This window comes from Sphingomonas sp. 77B (assembly GCF_056497825.1).
The window spans coordinates 104,958-120,878 of the sequence record NZ_JBWMBY010000001.1; the positions used below are offsets into that span (position 1 = coordinate 104,958).

Annotated in this window: 15 protein-coding genes and 1 tRNA gene; 9 read left to right on the plus strand and 7 right to left on the minus strand. The window is 67.1% G+C overall.

Annotation, left to right across the window (positions count from 1 at the left end):
* Window positions 1-15: 15 nt before the first annotated feature.
* Entirely contained in the window at window positions 16-3,471 is a 3,456-nt protein-coding gene (addA, locus tag AC1GI4_RS00520) for a double-strand break repair helicase AddA (RefSeq protein WP_479628154.1), read from the plus strand.
* Window positions 3,472-3,523: 52 nt separating this feature from the next.
* A complete protein-coding gene (gene trxA / locus AC1GI4_RS00525) occupies window positions 3,524-3,844 on the plus strand; it encodes a thioredoxin (protein ID WP_007404159.1) in 321 nt (106 codons plus the stop codon).
* 271 nt (window positions 3,845-4,115) lie between these two features.
* Here the strand turns inward: trxA and AC1GI4_RS00530 are convergent, their stop codons facing one another.
* Window positions 4,116-4,727, minus strand: coding sequence for a glutathione S-transferase family protein (locus AC1GI4_RS00530; protein ID WP_479628155.1), 612 nt, complete (start codon window positions 4,725-4,727; stop codon window positions 4,116-4,118).
* A 5-nt stretch (window positions 4,728-4,732) separates the two neighbouring features.
* Window positions 4,733-5,959, minus strand: coding sequence for a bifunctional glutamate N-acetyltransferase/amino-acid acetyltransferase ArgJ (gene argJ / locus AC1GI4_RS00535; protein ID WP_479628156.1), 1,227 nt, complete (start codon window positions 5,957-5,959; stop codon window positions 4,733-4,735).
* Window positions 5,960-6,040: 81 nt separating this feature from the next.
* Here argJ and AC1GI4_RS00540 point away from each other — a divergent pair, with 81 nt between their 5' ends.
* The 4 genes from AC1GI4_RS00540 to AC1GI4_RS00555 all read left to right on the plus strand — a co-directional run bounded on the left by AC1GI4_RS00540 (window position 6,041) and on the right by AC1GI4_RS00555 (window position 10,565).
* The gene (locus AC1GI4_RS00540) at window positions 6,041-6,889 is read left to right on the plus strand and encodes an energy transducer TonB (protein WP_479628158.1); all 849 of its coding nucleotides are present in this window, start codon (window positions 6,041-6,043) and stop codon (window positions 6,887-6,889) included.
* Window positions 6,890-6,959: 70 nt separating this feature from the next.
* Entirely contained in the window at window positions 6,960-7,220 is a 261-nt protein-coding gene (locus AC1GI4_RS00545; RefSeq protein WP_479628159.1) for a hypothetical protein, read from the plus strand.
* Window positions 7,221-7,333: 113 nt separating this feature from the next.
* A complete protein-coding gene (gene secA / locus AC1GI4_RS00550; protein ID WP_479628160.1) occupies window positions 7,334-10,078 on the plus strand; it encodes a preprotein translocase subunit SecA in 2,745 nt (914 codons plus the stop codon).
* Between the two features lie 136 nt (window positions 10,079-10,214).
* Window positions 10,215-10,565, plus strand: coding sequence for a hypothetical protein (locus AC1GI4_RS00555; RefSeq protein ID WP_294272750.1), 351 nt, complete (start codon window positions 10,215-10,217; stop codon window positions 10,563-10,565).
* A 61-nt stretch (window positions 10,566-10,626) separates the two neighbouring features.
* On the opposite strand, the gene AC1GI4_RS00560 is transcribed toward AC1GI4_RS00555, so the two are convergent.
* Complete coding sequence (locus AC1GI4_RS00560) at window positions 10,627-11,208, minus strand: CC0125/CC1285 family lipoprotein (protein WP_219020162.1); 582 nt, start codon at window positions 11,206-11,208, stop codon at window positions 10,627-10,629.
* 109 nt (window positions 11,209-11,317) lie between these two features.
* Window positions 11,318-11,737: a secondary thiamine-phosphate synthase enzyme YjbQ gene (locus tag AC1GI4_RS00565; protein WP_294272757.1), complete on the minus strand. Its 420-nt coding sequence runs from the start codon at window positions 11,735-11,737 to the stop codon at window positions 11,318-11,320.
* Window positions 11,738-11,839: 102 nt separating this feature from the next.
* Between AC1GI4_RS00565 and AC1GI4_RS00570 the strand changes: the two genes are divergently transcribed.
* From AC1GI4_RS00570 to AC1GI4_RS00580, 3 genes are all read left to right on the plus strand, one after another.
* Window positions 11,840-12,208, plus strand: a complete 369-nt coding sequence (locus tag AC1GI4_RS00570) for a glycine zipper 2TM domain-containing protein (protein ID WP_294272759.1) — start codon at window positions 11,840-11,842, stop codon at window positions 12,206-12,208.
* 102 nt (window positions 12,209-12,310) lie between these two features.
* Window positions 12,311-12,691 carry a hypothetical protein gene (locus AC1GI4_RS00575; protein WP_479628161.1) on the plus strand — a complete coding sequence of 127 codons (381 nt, stop codon included), beginning with the start codon at window positions 12,311-12,313 and terminating at the stop codon, window positions 12,689-12,691.
* The gene (locus AC1GI4_RS00580; RefSeq protein ID WP_479628162.1) at window positions 12,688-13,836 is read left to right on the plus strand and encodes a glutathionylspermidine synthase family protein; all 1,149 of its coding nucleotides are present in this window, start codon (window positions 12,688-12,690) and stop codon (window positions 13,834-13,836) included. The genes AC1GI4_RS00575 and AC1GI4_RS00580 overlap by 4 nt, the downstream gene beginning before the upstream one ends.
* A gap of 40 nt (window positions 13,837-13,876) precedes the next feature.
* Here the strand turns inward: AC1GI4_RS00580 and AC1GI4_RS00585 are convergent.
* The 3 genes from AC1GI4_RS00585 to moaA all read right to left on the minus strand — a co-directional run bounded on the left by AC1GI4_RS00585 (window position 13,877) and on the right by moaA (window position 15,892).
* Window positions 13,877-13,951, minus strand: a tRNA-Asn gene (locus AC1GI4_RS00585).
* Between the two features lie 109 nt (window positions 13,952-14,060).
* On the minus strand, window positions 14,061-14,840 hold the full coding sequence (locus AC1GI4_RS00590) for an NAD kinase (protein WP_479628163.1): 780 nt from the start codon (window positions 14,838-14,840) through the stop codon (window positions 14,061-14,063).
* Window positions 14,837-15,892, minus strand: a complete 1,056-nt coding sequence (moaA, locus tag AC1GI4_RS00595) for a GTP 3',8-cyclase MoaA (RefSeq protein ID WP_479630318.1) — start codon at window positions 15,890-15,892, stop codon at window positions 14,837-14,839. The genes AC1GI4_RS00590 and moaA overlap by 4 nt, the downstream gene beginning before the upstream one ends.
* Window positions 15,893-15,921 lie beyond the last annotated feature (29 nt).

Consider the following 15,921-nt stretch of genomic DNA (forward strand, 5'->3'; position numbering starts at 1 on the left):
TCAGGAGCCATTGGCATGAGCGCCCGCCCCATGGCGAACCTGCCCCCGCTGAAGGGTGCGCAGGCCGCCGCCAGCGACCCCAAGACCCATGTCTGGCTGTCCGCCTCGGCGGGCACCGGCAAGACGCAGGTGCTGGCCGCCCGCGTGTTCCGCCTGCTGCTCGCGGGTGTCGCGCCCGAGGCAATCCTGTGCCTGACCTTCACCAAGGCGGGCGCGGCGGAGATGGCGCAGCGGATCAACGGCCGCCTCGCCGCCTGGGTGCGGATGCCCGAGACCGAGCTGTTCGCCGACCTGCGCGCGCTGGGCGAGATCGCGACGCCGGAGCTTCGCGAACGGGCTCGGACGCTCTTCGCGCGCGTGCTCGACGCGCCCGGCGGGGGCTTGCGCATCCAGACCATTCACGGCTTCTGCCAGGGGTTGCTCGCGGCCTTTCCGGTCGAGGCGGGGCTGGCCCCCGGTTTCCGCCCGTTGGAGGCACGCGAAGAGGCAGTGCTGGCGCGCGAGGCGCTGGCCCGGATGCTGGAAGACGCCGAGCGCGAGGGCCGGGTCGGCCCGGTCGAGACGGTCGGCGCGCTGTCGCTGCGGCTGGGTGAGGGCGGGGCGGAGGGCTTCCTGGCCGCTTGTGCCCGTGCGCCCGGTGCGCTGGAAGCGCTGCCGACCGGCATCCAACCCTGGTTGCGCCGCGCGCTCGATCTGCCATCGGGCGATATCGACGCGGCGATCGCCGAGGGTGTCGAGGATATCGACGAGGATGCGGTCGTCCGGCTGGCGGGCGCGAACCGTGCCTGGGGCACTGCGACCGGCGACAAGGCCGCGGCGGTGCTGGAGCGCTGGATCGGCAGCGACCGGGCGGGGCGGGTGGCGCTGCTCGAAGAGCTGATGGGCACGGTCTTCACCGCCAAGGGCGAACCGCGCAAGGCGTCCAAGAAGCTGACCGACGCCGATCCCGATTATGAGGACATGGCGCGCGAGCTGGGCGAGGCGTGCCGCCATCTGCTGGGCCTGGCAGCGCGGGCGCGTCATGCCGATCTGCTGGCCGACGCGCTGACCGTCGGACGCGACTATGCGCGCGCCTATACGCTGTCGAAGCGCGCGATCGGGGCGGTCGATTTCGACGATCTGATCCGCACCACCGTCGAACTGCTGGAGCGGCCGGGCATTGGCGAATGGGTCCGCTACAAGCTCGATCAGGTGACCGAGCATGTCCTGATCGACGAGGCGCAGGATACCAATGCCCATCAGTGGCGGATCGTCCGCGCGCTGGCCGACGAGTTCTTTGTCGGGCGCGGTCTCTATGCGCCCTCGACCCGCACGCTGTTTACGGTCGGCGACCACAAACAGGCGATCTTCGGCTTCCAGGGCACCGACCCGATCAACTTCCAGGCGGCCGAGCTGCACTTTTCGCGCCGCGCGGACGAGGTGGCGGGCGATGACGACTGGCCGCCCGAGGAGCGGGGCCTGCCCTTCAACCAGTTGTCGCTGACCCACAGCTTCCGCTCGACCAGCCCGATCCTGGAGTTCGTCGACGCCGCGATCGAGGTGCTGGGCGAACCCGGCATGGGCATGGGCCACGCGGTCGAACGCCATGCCAGCGAGGTGAAGGGCCCCGGCCGCGTCACGCTCTGGCCGCCGGTGGTGGCGGGCGGCAGCGACGAGGATGAGGAAGGCTGGATCGACGATGCGGTGCGCAAGGTCGCGACCGATATCGCCCGCGCCGTCCGTCGCTGGCTGGATGACGGCGTTATGCTGGAGAGCAAGGGACGTCGTCTCGAGCCGCAGGACATCATGATCCTGGTCAAGCGGCGCGGCGACCTCGCTTCGCTGATCGTCGCGCGGCTCTATGCCGAGGGGGTGCCGGTGGCGGGCGTCGACCGGCTGCGGCTGAATGCGCCGCTGGCGGTGCAGGATCTGCTGGCGACGGTGCGGTTCGCGCTCCAGCCAGAGGATGACCTGTCGCTGGCCTCGCTGCTGGTGTCGCCGCTGATCGGCTGGTCGCAGGATCGGCTGATGACGGCGGGGCACCGGGCACGCGGATCACTCTGGGCGCATCTGACGCGGACCTTGCCCGCCGACGACCTCGCCCCGCTGCGCCAGATGCTGGCCCGCGCCGACGTGTCGACGCCCTACCAGTTCCTGGAGGAATTGTTGTCCGGGCCGCTCGACGGGCGGCGCAAGCTGATCCGGCGGCTGGGGACCGAGGCGCGCGATCCGATCGAGGAGTTGCTGGGCGCCGCTTTGACCTTCGAAAGTACGACGACGCCCTCGCTCCAGCGCTTCCTCGACTGGTTCGATCGCGGCGATGTCGAGATCGTGCGCGATCCCTCCGCGCCGCTCGATGCGGTTCGGGTGATGACCGCGCACGGCTCCAAGGGGTTGCAGGCGCCGCTGGTGATCCTGGCCGACGCGACCGCCGACCCGACCGCCGCGCCCCGCTCGATCCTGCGCTGGACGCCCGAGCCCGGTGCCTTGCCCATCCCCGTCTTCCCGCCGCGCGCCGACGAACGCGGCGGGCCGCTGGATGCCGTCGCCGCCGAGATCGCGGCGCGCGAGCTGGCCGAGCATTGGCGGCTTTTCTATGTCGCCGCGACGCGGGCCGAGGAGCAGCTGGTCGTCACCGGCGCGCTGGGCAAGCGAGCGGCGGGCGTGCCGCCGATGCACAGCTGGTACGCGACCTGCGCGCGCGCGATGACCGCGCTGGGCGTGGCCGAGGTCGAGTTGGGCGACGGCCGGTCGCGTATCTTCCTGGGCATGCGCCCGCAGGAGCCGGTCGCGCCGCGTGCCGGGGCCGCCATCCCGGCCAAGCCGGAGGCGATCGACCTGCCCGTTTGGGTGCACAGGCCCGCGCCGCAGGAATCGCGCCCGCCGCGCCCGCTTGCCCCGTCGTCGCTGGGCGAGGACATGGTCGCCGATCCGCCGCCGACCCCGGCGATGCGCGCGGCGGCGGAGCGCGGGCGGCTGATCCACTGCCTGCTCGAACGCCTGCCGCCGGTCGCGCCCGACCAGCGGGGCGGCGCGGCGGAGCGCTGGCTGACCCTGGCGGCGGGCGTCGATGATGCAGCCCTGCGCGCCGATGTGACGGGGGCGGTCTTTGCGATCCTCGACGATCCGGTCTTCGCGCCGCTGTTCGGGCCGGGCTCGCTGGCGGAGGCGCCGATCGCGGCGACGCTCGCCAACGGACTGGTCGTGTCGGGGCGCGTCGACCGGCTGCTGATCGGCGCCGACGAGGTCCGCCTGATCGACTATAAGACCGGACGGCGCGCGCCGGGCGGGATCGACGACGTGCCGGTGTTCCATCTGGCGCAGATGGCGGGCTATGCCGCCGCGCTGGAGGTGATCTTTCCGGGACGCCGTGTGTCGGTCGCACTCCTCTACACCGCTGGTCCGCGCCTCATCCGCGTGCCCGACGCCGTGCTGGCCGCGCACAAGCCCGGCTATCGCGACCGGGAGCAAAGCTTGCGGCTCGGTGGTTGAGCGACTGAGCCCGGCATCCTAGATGGATGACAATCCAAGGAGTATTGAGACTATGGCAACCAAGCAGATCACCGACGCCAGCTTCGAAGCGGACGTCCTGAACTCCGACAAGCCGGTGCTGGTCGATTTCTGGGCCGAGTGGTGCGGACCGTGCAAGATGATCGGCCCGTCGCTGGAAGAGCTGTCCGAGGAACTGGGCGAGCAGGTGACGATCGCCAAGCTGAACATCGACGACAATCCCGATGCGCCCGGCCGTTACGGCGTGCGCGGGATCCCGACGATGATCCTGTTCAAGGGCGGTGCCGCCGCCGCGACCAAAGTCGGTGCCGAGCCCAAGGGCCGGATCAAGGCTTGGCTCGAAGGCGCGCTGTAAGGCGGCCATATCGTACGCCCCTCCCGTAGACGGGAGGGGTTGGGGGAGGGCAAGGAGTCTCACAGAGACCTTCGCTCTGCGGCCTCTCCCTCCCCAAACCCCTCCCGCCTGCGGGAGGGGCTTTTTTATGCCGGTTGCGTTGGACTGAACACACCCCTCCCGCTTGCGGCGGGGGTTTTTATGCCGGGTGCGTCGGGCTGGGCACGCCCCTCCCGCAGGCGGGAGGGGATGGGGGAGGGCAATGTCTCACCGAGACCATCGACCCCGTCACTCAACTCAGCGGAATCATCACCACATCACGAAACGGCGCACGCTCCTGCAACGCCGCATACCACCGCTCCATATTCGGCCGCGAAGGACGCTCGACCGGCAGCTGGAACCAAGTATTGGCGTAGGCCGCGACCGGGATGTCACCGATCCCGAAATCATCCCCCGACAGCCATTCCTGCCGCCCCAGCACATCGTCGAGGATCGCGGACAGCTCCGCCGCCCGCGCCACGCTCCGCTCGATTAGCGCGGTGTCGCGCTTTTCGAGCGCCGTGCGCACCATCTGAAAGAAGATCGGCCGGATGGCATCGGCCCAGGTGAAGTTCCAGTCCATCCACCGCTCCGCCGACGCGCGCGCCTGCGGGGAGACAGGATAGAAAGCCTCGCCGCCATGCGCCGCCGCCAGATAGCGAAGGATGCTGTTCGACTCCCACAGGACGAAGCCGTCATCCTCGATCGTCGGGATCAGCGCATTGGGGTTAAGCGCGCGATAGCCCGCGTCCATCCCGAACGGCCCGCCGACATCGCGTCGGTCATAGGCCAGCCCCATCTCTTCGGCCAGCCAGACGACCTTCTTGACGTTGTGCGAGTTGATCCGCCCCCAGATGGTCAGCATGTGCCTCAGCTCCGATAATCGGCGTTGATCGAGATATAGCCGTGGGTCAGGTCGCAGGTCCAAACCGTGGCGACGCCGTCGCCCAGGCCCAGGTCGACGCCGACCGCGATCTCCTGTCCCTTCAGATGCGCGGCGACCGGGGCCTCGTCATAGCCCTCGACTGCCAGGCCCTCGCGGGCGACGAGCGTGTCGCCGAAGCGGATCGACAGCTTGTCGCGCTCGGCCGGTTCGCCCGCCTTGCCGACCGCCATGACGACGCGGCCCCAATTCGCGTCCTCGCCTGCGATCGCGGTCTTCACTAGCGGCGAGTTGGCGATCGACATAGCGATGCGATGCGCCGAGCGGTCGCTCTCCGCCCCCTCGACGCGGATCTCGATCAGCTTGGTCGCGCCCTCGCCGTCGCGCACGACCAGCAGCGCCAGCTGGTGACACAGATCGGCCAGCGCCGCACGAAAGGCGTCCGCCCCGTCGCTGTCGTCGTCGCTCAGCACCGCATTGCCCGCCTTGCCCGTCGCGAAGGCGAGCACCGTGTCGCTGGTCGAGGTGTCGCCATCGACCGTGATGCACGAAAAGCTGCGGCCATTGGCGGCGCTCAACGCAAGTTGCAGGAATTCGGGCGACACGGCGGCGTCGGTGAAGATGAAGCCGAGCATCGTCGCCATGTCCGGCGCGATCATGCCCGACCCCTTGATGATGCCCGCCAGCGTCACCGTGCGGCCATCGACGACAGCGGTCGTCGTCGCACCCTTGGCAAAGGTGTCGGTGGTCATGATCGTCGCCGCGGCTTCTTCCCAGGTGCACGGCTCGGCGGTGAAGGCCGCATCGAGACCCGCTTCGGCCTTGTCGATGGGCAGCGGCACGCCGATCACGCCGGTCGAGGCGACGAACACGTCCGAGGGCTGGCACTCCATCGCGCCGGCGGTGCGGGCAGCGATCGCTTCGACGGCGGCGCGGCCCCGGTGGCCGGTAAAGGCGTTGGAATTGCCCGCATTGACGACCAGCGCACGCGCCTGACCCAGCACCAGCGCCTGGCGGCACCATTCGACTTCGGGGCTGGGGCATTTGCTGGTGGTCAGCACGCCCGCCACGCTGGTCCCCTCGGGCAGCGTCACGAAGGTCAGGTCGGTCCGATCCCACTTTTTATACTGCGCACGGGCGACACGCAGCGTCACGCCGTCGATGGCGGGAAGAGCGGGGAAGGGCTGGGTGAGGGGGGAGGTGGCGGTGCTCATGGCCCCGTGCTTTGCCGCTTGCGCGCGCGCGCTGCAACGGGTGTGATAGGAGGCAAAGCGATTTTGGTAGGGGGAATCGAGATGGCGATGTGGGCGCTGGGCCTGATGATGCTGGGGCAGGGCGTGCCGGGGCAGGCGGCCGATGCGCCCCGGCCCGAACTGGTAGGCGACATCGCCGTGGTCTTCGGTCCCGACCATTATCCGCCAGCCGCGATCCGCGCGCGCGAACAAGGGCGCGTCGTCGTCGATCTGGCGGTCGATCGCCAGGGGCGGGTGACCGATTGCCGCGTCATCGAAGCCGCGGCGGCATCGCTGGCCGAGCAGACCTGCCGTCTTGCCGTATCGAGCCCCGGACTGTTTCGAGCGGCCTGGGATCGTCGGGGCGCGACCGTGCAGAGCCATTATCAGCTTCGCATCCGTTGGCAGTTGCCCGATGACGACGAAGCGCCCGATGCGGGCATGGCACCGGGCCACCTGATGCCCGCCGCGATGACCGTGACGGTCGAACCCGATGGCCGGGTCGTTAGCTGCGAGGGTGGCTTGCCGAACCAGTCGCACGCCTTGCCACTGGACCATGCGGTCTGCACGGAATTCGCCCGCCAGACGGTCGCGGCCTTCGTCCGTCATAATCGCAAGCCACCCGCCCAGCAGCTGGAGGGGCGTTTCGTGATGGACTATGCCCTAAGCCCGACCACTCATGGGATCCCGGCTTGGCCCCGCGATATCGTCCTGCTGAACGACATGAGCATTCGATACACCGTCACGCCCGATCAGAAGCGGGTCAATTGCAAGTCGGAGGTGCGGCTCTGGGACGAGGGTATCCCGAAACTCGCGCCGTGTAAGGACGCGGCGGCCATTCCGGTCGATCCGTCATGGCCCGTTGTCGATGCGCTTTTTCGGATGGGCTATCGTGTCATCGGCCGCGACTAAACCCATCCCATTCTGCGCGATGCTGCAACGGATGGACGCGCCGCGCGTATCTGCCTAAGACAAGCCTCGCATGAACCTGCTTCTGCTCCTCTCTGCCCTGTTGTCCGCGCTGACCGGCGTGGGGGCGAGCGCGCGTGGGCAGGAGGCGCGGGGCGTCGTTGCCGAGCGCTGCATCGTGGCGGCCGCCAAGGAGGCCGCCGTCGCCCGTGCCGCGACCCGGCCGGTGCAGGCGCTCGCCACGCTGGCGGCCAGCGCATCGCCGCTGGCCCTGTTCCGTGCCGAGACGCCGCGCCCGATCACCGCGATCTTTACGGGCCGTCGGCGCGAATAGGCTCCGGCGTCGGCCTGCTCGCCGACCCGCCTCCCTTATCCTTTCCCGTTGCGCGCGCCTTCGCCCGAAGGACTCTGCGCCCGTCTCACGATATTTCAGTCAGGAAATCGCTTATGTTCGGCGGCCTCGCCAAGTCCCTGTTCGGTTCGTCCAACGACCGCTACGTCAAGTCGCTCAAGCCGATGATCGCCAAGATCGCCGCCTTCGAGCCCGAGATGGAGGCGATGACCGACGCGCAGCTCGCCGCGCAGACGGTCAAGTTCCGCGAACAGCTCAATCAGGGCGCGACGCTCGACAGCCTGCTGCCCGAGGCGTTCGCAACCGTGCGCGAGGCGGCCAAGCGCGTGCTGGGCCAGCGCCATTACGACGTGCAGATGATCGGCGGCATCGTGCTTCACCGCGGCGAGATCGCCGAAATGCGCACGGGCGAGGGCAAGACGCTGGTCGCCACGCTCGCCACCTATCTGAACGCGTTGCCGGGCAAGGGCGTGCACGTCGTCACCGTCAACGACTATCTCGCCAGCCGCGACGCCGCGACCATGGGGCGCATCTACAACTTCCTGGGCCTGACCACCGGCACGATCATCCCCAATCTGGACGATGCGCAGCGCCGCGCGGCCTATGACGCCGACATCACCTATGGCACGAACAACGAGTTCGGCTTCGATTACCTGCGCGACAACATGAAGTATGAGCGCTCGTCGATGGTGCAGCGCCCCTTCAACTACGCGATCGTCGACGAGGTCGACTCGATCCTGATCGACGAGGCGCGCACGCCGCTCATCATCTCGGGTCCGACGGACGACAAGTCGGAGCTGTATATCGGCGTCGACGCGATCGTGAAGCAGCTGACCGCCGACGATTACGAGAAGGACGAGAAGCAGAAGTCGATCATCCTGACCGAGGACGGCACCGAGCGTGCCGAGCGCCTGCTGGAGGCGGCCGGGCTGCTCCAGGGCGAAAACCTCTATGACTTCGAGAATACCCAGGTCGTCCACCACCTGAACCAGGCGCTGCGTGCGAACATGATGTTCAAGCGCGACACCGACTATATCGTGAAGGACGGCAAGGTCGTCATCATCGACGAGTTTACCGGCCGCATGATGGACGGGCGTCGCTGGTCTGAAGGCCTGCACCAGGCCGTCGAGGCGAAGGAGGGCGTCAATATCGAGCCTGAGAACCAGACCATGGCCTCGATCACCTTCCAGAATTACTTCCGCATGTATCCGAAGATTTCGGGCATGACCGGCACCGCCGCGACCGAGGCGGGCGAGTTCTACGACATCTACAAGATCAACGTCGTCACCATCCCGACCAACGTGCCGATCGCGCGCGTCGACGAGGAGGACGAGTTCTACAAGAACACCCAGGACAAGTTCCTGGCGATCGCCAAGAAGATCCGCGACCATGCCGCCAAGGGGCAGCCGGTGCTGGTCGGCACCGTGTCGATCGAGAAGTCGGAGCTGCTCAGCGAATTCCTGACCCAGGAAGCCGTGCCGCACAAGGTGCTGAACGCCCGCTATCACGAGATGGAGGCGCATATCGTCGCGCAGGCGGGCCGTCTGGGTGCCGTCACCATCGCGACCAACATGGCGGGTCGCGGCACCGACATCCAGCTGGGCGGCAATCTGGAATTCCGCATGCTCGACGAGCATCCCGAGCTGGTCGAGGGCACGCCCGAATATGAGGAGGCGGCCGCTCGCATCCGCACCGAGATCATCGCCGAAAAGCAGAAGGTTCTTGAGGCGGGCGGCCTGTTCGTGCTCGGCACCGAGCGGCACGAAAGCCGTCGTATCGACAATCAGCTGCGTGGCCGTTCGGGGCGTCAGGGCGATCCGGGCCTGTCGCGCTTCTACCTCAGCCTCGACGACGATCTGCTCCGTATCTTCGGCCCGGACACGCTGTTCGCCAAGATGATGCGCAGCAATATCGAGGATGGCGAGGCGATCGGCAGCAAGTGGCTGTCCAAGGCGATCGAGACCGCGCAGAAGAAGGTCGAGGCGCGCAACTACGACATCCGCAAGCAGGTCGTCGAATATGATGACGTGATGAACGACCAGCGCAAGGTCATCTACGAACAGCGCGCCGACATCATGGATGCCGAGACGGTGGGCGATGTCGTCGCCGACATGCGGGCCGAGACGGTGAATGCGATCGTCGGCACCGCCTGCCCGCCCAACAGCTATCCCGAGCAGTGGGATGTCGCGGGAATGAAGCAGCAGCTGAAGGACCTGCTGAACCTCGAGCCGCCGATCGACGACTGGCTGACCGAGGAAGCGATCGACCCCGAGATCGTGCTGGAGCGCGTGACGGCGGAGGCCGATGCGATGGTCGAGGCCAAGGCCAAGGAACTGGAGCCCGATACCTGGGCCAGCGTCGAAAAGTCGATCTTGCTCCAGAATCTGGACCATCACTGGAAGGAACATCTGGCCACGCTCGACGCGCTGCGCCAGGTCGTCCACCTGCGCGCCTATGCGCAGAAGACGCCGATCAACGAATACAAGCACGAGGCGTTTTCGCTGTTCCAGCGGATGCTCGACAATATCCGCGAGGATGTGACGCGGACCATCGCCTTTGCCCAGTTCCAGTTGCAGGCGCCGCCGGAACTGCCCGAGCTGCCGGACTTCATCACCTCGCACTTCGACCCGTTCACTGGCGAGGACAACACCAACGACTGGGATGCGGCCGCGCGCGGGCTGCTCCAGCCGCAGATGCCGCCGATGCAGATCCCGCAGCCGGAGGGCATGGACCTGGGCACCGATCCCGCACAATGGGAAGGCCGCGTCAATCGCAATGCGCCGTGCCCTTGCGGTTCGGGGCTGAAGTACAAGCACTGCCACGGGGCGGTGACGGCCTGATCGCTTTCCGATCGGTGAAATCCAAGGGCGGTGAGCTTCGGCTTGCCGCCCTTTTTCATTTCCCCATGCAAGGGGGGAACAGACAGGTCTTGTTCAGCGACGGGGGGCGATCTTCGGCTGACAGGGAGGACTTACCATGAAGCGCTATGCGATTCCGGCCTTCATCATGACCGCGCTACCGGCTGCCGCGCCCGCGCAGTTCGTCGGCGCCGGGCCGCCCGCCGACATCATTGCCGCGCCCAGCCAGCCAAGTGTCGCGGCAGACCGGCGCGATATCCGCCGCTCGATCCGCGAGGCGCGGCGCAGCGGCGACATATCGCGCGCCGAGGCGCGATCCTTCGGGCGCGAGAATGCCGCGATCGGCGAACTGGGCCAGCGCTTCGCTCAGGACGGGCTGTCCGTGTCCGAAGAGCGTGAACTGCAGGTCCGTACCGAGGCGTTGCGCGGAATGGTCAATGCGCGCCGGGTGCGTGGCGATCGCCCGTAAACAGAAAAAGGGCGGCCACCGGATACGGTGACCGCCCCATGATCCGGGTATCCGGGCCGAATTACTTCGGCATCACCACCGTCGGCCCGATCGTCGACACGATCGCACGGGCGTCGAAGGCGCGGAGGTTATCGCGCGGGATCGGGCCCTTGCGCATCACCACCTCAGCCGTCGCTTCGTAGCGGTCGATGGTGTTGATATCCATGTTGTTGCCGAAGAAGGGGTCACCCCAGAACGGGTCCCAGCTGCGCCAGCCGAAGCCGCGGCCGTAGTAACGCCACGACGGACCCCACCACCCGCCGCCCCATCCACCGAAGCCAGGCCCGAAGGCGCCGGGCGTCGAATAGGTGCGCGAGCGCAATTGCGTATCGCGGTCGGCCATCACGAAATAGTCATAGCCATTGGCCAGCGTCAGCTCGGCCGCGCGGAACAGCAGATAGCGCTCCACGGTGTCGCGCGAGGTGACGGTGTTGCCCGCGAAGCTGACGATGAAGCGACCCGGCTCCAGCTGCTGATCCGAATAGCCGGTGCGATAGAAGCCTGACCCGGTGGCGGGGCGATAGGTGGTTTCGGTCGCGCACCCCGCGACCATCAAGGTGCTGGCGCCGACCAGCGCGAGCGCGATCTTACGACCGAATTGCATGGACTTTTCTTCCTTTCCTGCCGTCCGGCCGTGCCGGGCGACAACAGTCCTGTAGCGTATGGCAGCAAAACGGTCGATGAACGGTTTGGCTCCCGCGATGAATTGCGTGTCAGGCCCCGGCCATGTGCAATGCGATCTGGCGCCGGTGTGGTGCGCGGCGATGCTCGAAAAGGTAGATGCCCTGCCACGTCCCCAGCGCCAGTCGGCCGCCGATCAACGGCACCGACAGGTTCACGCCGGTCAGGATGGCCCGCAGATGCGCGGGCATGTCGTCCGGCCCCTCGTCATCATGGGCATAGGCGCGGGCGTCCTCGGGCGCGATCCGGGCAAAATAGTCGAGGATGTCGGTCCTGACCTCGGGCGCCGCATTTTCCTGGATGATGAGCGAGGCCGAGGTGTGGCGACAGAACAGGGTCAGCAGTCCTTCGTCCATACCCTGATCGCGGACCCATGCGACGACCGGCGTCGTGATCTCGATCAGGCCCTGACCATGGGTGTCGACGGTGAGGATGGTGGTGGCTTGCCGCATGGTGCTTCAATGCCCGACGTACGCCGAAGGTGCCAGTCGCGTTGCGATTGAACAGGTTGGCGGCACACGCGTTGTGCCCGCTTGAGGAAAAGGAGACCTGCCATGAAAGCCCTGCTCGCCGCTTTGGCCGTCGTTACCGTCGCCGCCCCGATCGCCGCCACGCCCGCCGTCGCGCAGGAGCGCGATTATCGCTGGCACGGCGATCGCAACGACTGGGATGCCTCGCGCGATTATCGGCGCGGCAATTACCGCGAACGTCGCCTGAACCGCGACGACCAGGTTTTCCGGGGTCGTGACGGCCGCACCTATTGCAAGCGCAATGACGGTACGACTGGCCTGGTCGTCGGCGCGGTCGGCGGCGGTGTGCTGGGCAATGTGATCGGCGGCGGGACCCTGGGTACGCTGCTGGGTGCGGGCGGTGGCGCGCTGCTTGGTCGTTCGATCGATCGCGGCAAGGTCCGCTGCCGCTAAGGCCGGAAATACGGGGCGTCGGTGGAGAAGTTCACCGGCGCCCTTTCATTTTTCTGGTCAGACATACCGCTCCTGCACCATGATGCGCGCGGGAGGGACGAAATGGCATTCGATCTGAAATGGACGACCGCGATGGCGGCGGCGCTGCTGGCAAGCGGTTGTAACCGCGCCAAGGCCGATGACAATTGGACCGCCGATCGTGACACGGCGATCTGCACTGACGCGCAAGGCGTTCGCTTGCCCGACGACCGCTGTCGCCAGCACCGCGTCGGGGGCGGTGGCGGCGGGGCCTTCTGGTATTTCCTGGGCCGCGGACGGAGCATTCCCTACTATGGCGAACGCGCGACCGGCGGCAGCTTTCGCGCCGTGACCGGCGCCCGCTATGGCTTCGCGCCGTCCGGCAGCGCCATGACCCGATCCGCCGCCGTCAGCCGTGGCGGCTTCGGCAGTTCGGCAAGCCGCTTCGGCAGCATCCACGCATGATCCGCCAGACCCTGACCCCGCGATCCGACTGGCAGGCCAAGGTCGAGGCGCTGGGCCTGATCTGGCATGAGGGCCGCGAACGGCCCTATTGGGACGAGAGCGCCTGCTATCGTTTCAACCGCGTGCAGATCGATACGATCGAGGCCGCGACGACGGAACTCTACCGGCTGTTCCTGGCGGCGGGGGAGGCGGTGGTCAGCGATCCCGCGCTTTTGCGACGCTTCGCCATTCCGCCCGCCTTTCACGATCCGATCCGCGAGGCATGGGAAGCCGAGCCGCCCGCGTTGAATTTCGGACGGTTCGATCTGGGCTATGACGGCTCGGGCGCACCCAAGCTGTTCGAGTTCAACTGCGACACCCCGACCTCGCTGCTGGAGGCCGCCGTCGTGCAATGGGCGTGGAAGGAAGAATGTTTCCCCACGCTCGACCAGTATAACAGCCTGCACGAGGCGCTCATCGCCCGTTGGGCCGAGATCGCACCCGCGCTGCCCGCCACGCTTCACGTCGCGCATGTCGATGATTTGGCGGGCGAGGATGCCGTCACCGCCGCCTATCTGCGCGATACGGCGGAAGCGGCAGGCATCACCACGATCCCGATCCTGATGGACCGGATCGGCTGGAACCACGACACGCATTGCTTTGTGGACGAGGCGGACATGCGCATCGAGGCGATGTTCAAGCTCTATCCGTGGGAATGGCTGGTCCATGAGGAGTTTGCCGTTCCGCTGCTCGACAATCTGGAGCGCGGCGACCTGGTCTGGATCGAGCCGATCTGGAAGATGATCTGGTCCAACAAGGCGATCCTGCCGGTGTTGTGGGACCTGTTTCCCGGCCATCCCAACCTGTTGCCCGCCAGCTTCTCGGTGCCGAGCGGCGATGCGGTCGCCAAGCCGCTATTGTCGCGCGAAGGGGCCAATGTCTCGATCCGCAAGGCGGGCGCCATCGTCGCGAAGACGGCGGGGGAGTATGGCGAGGAGGGCTATATCTATCAGTCGCTCTACCGTCTGCCGGAAGCGGCGCCGGGTTGCTTTCCGGTGCTGGGCAGCTGGGTGGTGGACGGCGCGGCTGTCGGAATGGGCATCCGCGAGGACGGCCTCATCACCTCAAACACCGCGCGGTTCGTACCGCATGTGATCGACGGCTGATCCGTAATGGCTGGCGCTGTCTGGGAGAAGACAGCGCCGGTGGCTCCCTGAGTAGGATTCGAACCTACGGCCGCTCGATTAACAGTCGAGAGCTCTACCGCTGAGCTATCAGGGAATGTTCCGGCGCTGTGGAGGGGTCCTATAAAGGGCTCGGAAAAAGCCGCAACCCCTTTTTGACGGTTTTACGTAAGTCCGTCCGCCAAAGCTGTGGATAAAATTTGCCGTCAGGAGACGAACTGCTCCATCGTGATGCGATCGTCCAGCGCGTGCTCGGGATCGAACATCAGGGTCAGCTCGCGTGAGCGGTCCATGCAGATATCGACCTGTGCCACGTCGCGCACCTCGCGCTGGTCGGCGACCGCCGAGACGGGGCGCTTGCCGGGATCGAGGACCTTGATCGAAATGCGGGCCTTGTCGGGCAGGATCGCGCCGCGCCAGCGCCGGGGGCGGAAGGGGCTGATCGGGGTCAGCGCGACCAGCGCCGATCCCAGCGGCAGGATCGGCCCTTGCGCCGAGAAATTATAGGCGGTCGATCCCGCCGGGGTGGCCGCGAGGATGCCGTCGCATGCCAGCTCGGGCAGGACGATGCGCTCGTTGACCGTGACCTCCAGCTTCGCGGTCTGGCGGGTCTCGCGGAGAAGCGAGACTTCGTTGATCGCGGGCAGGGTGTGGACACGGCCGTCGATGCCGGTCGCCGTCATCTTCAGCGGGGTGACGCGGAACGGCTTGGCGCGGGCCAGACGGTCTTCCAGCCCATAGCTGCGCCACTCGTTCATCAGGAAGCCGACCGTGCCCAGGTTCATGCCGAACACCGGCACGGGGCCGCGCCGCCGCTCCAGCATGCGGTGTAGGGTCTGGAGCATGAAGCCGTCGCCGCCGAGCGCGATGACATAATCGGCCTCGTCGAAATCGACCCAGTCGGCGCTTTGCAACAGATCGGCGGCGGCCGTCTGGGCAGGCGCGGTGGGCGAGGCGACGAGCGCCCGCCGGACGGGAAGGGTCATCCGCCGGTCACGCTCATGTGGCGCGACACCGCCGGCGCCGATCCCGCCTCGATACGGAAATCATGCCGGGCGGGCTTGGCCGCCAGCCCCCGATCGATCGCGCTGTCCAGCGCCTCGATGCCCCCGTCGCGCAGCGCGGCCTTCAAATCCACCTGATCCTCATGACCCAGACACATATACAGCTTGCCCTCGGTCGTCAGCCTCACGCGGTTGCAGCCGTCGCAGAAATTCGCGGTGAGCGGCGAGATCAGCCCGAGCCGAGTCTGGCTGCCCTCCACCTGCCAGTAGCGCGCAGGGCCGCCGGTGCGGTGTCCGGCGCGGACCAGCGGGAATTCCGCCGCCAGCCGGTCGAACACGGCGGTCAGCGGAAGGAAGCGGTCGACCCGATCCTCGTCGATCGCGCCCAGCGGCATCGTCTCGATCAGGGACAGGTCCAATCGTTCCGAAACGCACCACGATAGCATCGAAGCGATCTCGTTTTCGTTCATGCCCTTGAGCGCGACCATGTTGATCTTGATCGCAAGCCCGGCGTCGCGCGCGGAGAGGATGCCATGGATGACCTGCCCGACATCGCCGTGCCGGGTGATGTAGCGGAAACGTTCGGGATCGCGGCTGTCCAAGCTGACATTGATCCGCCTGACCCCTGCATTCACCAGGGCGTCCGCATGATCGGCCAGCCGGGTGCCGTTGGTGGTCATGGTCAGCTCGTCCAGGCCGTGCCCGACGTGGCCGCCCAGCCGCTTGACCAGATCGACCACGTCCCGCCGGACCAGCGGCTCGCCGCCCGACAGGCGGATGCGGGTCACGCCGCGCGCGATGAAGCGTTCGGCGATGATTGCGATCTCGTCCAGACTCAGCAGCTTGGCGCGGGGCAGGAAGGTCATCTGCTCGGCCATGCAATAGCGGCACCGCAGATCGCAGCGATCCGTCACGGAGATTCGCAGATAGCGGATCGTCCGCCCATGGCTGTCGACCAGCGACCCGTTCGTCGGGCGCCGATCCGTCAGGGCGACGGAATCCGCTCTATCGGACGAGATATCGGCACGTCCCATCGTCATGACGGTAGCCCCAAGGCGGGACG

Bases quoted from the DNA above. Each gene is read 5' to 3' on its own strand.
- AC1GI4_RS00545 (WP_479628159.1), top strand. From the start codon at position 6,960: ATGAACCTGCTTCTGCTCCTCTCTGCCCTGTTGTCCGCGCTGACCGGC.
- moaA (WP_479630318.1), bottom strand. From the start codon at position 15,892: ATGGGACGTGCCGATATCTCGTCCGATAGAGCGGATTCCGTCGCCCTG.
- AC1GI4_RS00575 (WP_479628161.1), top strand. From the start codon at position 12,311: ATGGCATTCGATCTGAAATGGACGACCGCGATGGCGGCGGCGCTGCTG.
- AC1GI4_RS00530 (WP_479628155.1), bottom strand. From the start codon at position 4,727: ATGCTGACCATCTGGGGGCGGATCAACTCGCACAACGTCAAGAAGGTC.
- AC1GI4_RS00540 (WP_479628158.1), top strand. From the start codon at position 6,041: ATGGCGATGTGGGCGCTGGGCCTGATGATGCTGGGGCAGGGCGTGCCG.
- AC1GI4_RS00580 (WP_479628162.1), top strand. From the start codon at position 12,688: ATGATCCGCCAGACCCTGACCCCGCGATCCGACTGGCAGGCCAAGGTC.
- AC1GI4_RS00570 (WP_294272759.1), top strand. From the start codon at position 11,840: ATGAAAGCCCTGCTCGCCGCTTTGGCCGTCGTTACCGTCGCCGCCCCG.
- AC1GI4_RS00590 (WP_479628163.1), bottom strand. From the start codon at position 14,840: ATGACCCTTCCCGTCCGGCGGGCGCTCGTCGCCTCGCCCACCGCGCCT.
- AC1GI4_RS00555 (WP_294272750.1), top strand. From the start codon at position 10,215: ATGAAGCGCTATGCGATTCCGGCCTTCATCATGACCGCGCTACCGGCT.
- AC1GI4_RS00565 (WP_294272757.1), bottom strand. From the start codon at position 11,737: ATGCGGCAAGCCACCACCATCCTCACCGTCGACACCCATGGTCAGGGC.
- argJ (WP_479628156.1), bottom strand. From the start codon at position 5,959: ATGAGCACCGCCACCTCCCCCCTCACCCAGCCCTTCCCCGCTCTTCCC.
- addA (WP_479628154.1), top strand. From the start codon at position 16: ATGAGCGCCCGCCCCATGGCGAACCTGCCCCCGCTGAAGGGTGCGCAG.
- trxA (WP_007404159.1), top strand. From the start codon at position 3,524: ATGGCAACCAAGCAGATCACCGACGCCAGCTTCGAAGCGGACGTCCTG.
- secA (WP_479628160.1), top strand. From the start codon at position 7,334: ATGTTCGGCGGCCTCGCCAAGTCCCTGTTCGGTTCGTCCAACGACCGC.
- AC1GI4_RS00560 (WP_219020162.1), bottom strand. From the start codon at position 11,208: ATGCAATTCGGTCGTAAGATCGCGCTCGCGCTGGTCGGCGCCAGCACC.